Genomic DNA, 723 nt, shown 5'->3' with positions numbered 1-723 from the left:
CTGTGACGTGTTTGCAATGCTGGTACAACGCGCAAATTGCATTATGGATACCGTGACGCAGGTGCTCTGTCTGATCGGCCCCCACGAGGTGGTCCAAGGGTAGAGTTAGTGCACGGTGGGCCGCTCCGCCACGGGTAGCTTGTCCGGCGGAGCTGGTCTGGCAAGCGCAGCCGGCCAAGCGGAGAAGGCTGGCATGAACACCTCCGGGGCCGGCGGTCGGTATCGCAGAGAGGCATGCGGGCGCACGCCGTTGTAGTGACGTCGCCAGCTTTCGATGACGACCTGCGCTTCCCTGAGTGTGTAGAAGATCTCGCCGTTCAGGAGTTCGTCGCGAAGCCGCGCGTTGAAGCTTTCGACGTAGCCGTTCTCCCACGGTGAGCCTGGTGTAATGTAGGCCGTCTTTGCTCCGACGCCGGTGATCCAAGCTTGGAGGGCCTTCGCAACGAACTCCGGGCCGTTATCCGAACGGATATGGCCAGGTACGCCACGCACGATGAACAGAGCCGAGAGCACGTCGATGACGTCGATCGCCTTTAATTTGCGGGCGACCCGGATCGCTAAGCATTCATGGGTGAACTCGTCGACCACGTTGAGCATCCGGATATTGCTTCCATCATGCGTGCGGGCCTCGACGAAGTCGTACGACCACACGTGATTGCGGTGTTCCGGGCGAAGACGGACGCAGGAGCCGTCGTTGTCCCAGATCCGCCCCCGCTTGGGCTG

1 protein-coding gene is annotated in these 723 nt (G+C 61.4%); it reads right to left on the bottom strand.

The genetic code is table 11. From position 1 onward, the window contains the following. Positions 1-105 precede the first annotated feature (105 nt). The coding region (locus tag MKK60_RS06065) for an integrase core domain-containing protein (RefSeq protein WP_243984374.1) at positions 106-723 on the bottom strand (618 nt) is incomplete at its 5' end.

It is taken from the genome of Methylobacterium sp. J-092, from assembly GCF_022829325.1.
Lineage (GTDB): Bacteria > Pseudomonadota > Alphaproteobacteria > Rhizobiales > Beijerinckiaceae > Methylobacterium.
The sequence above is the reverse complement of the archived record's forward strand: the minus strand, read 5'-3'. Positions and strand labels throughout refer to the sequence as shown.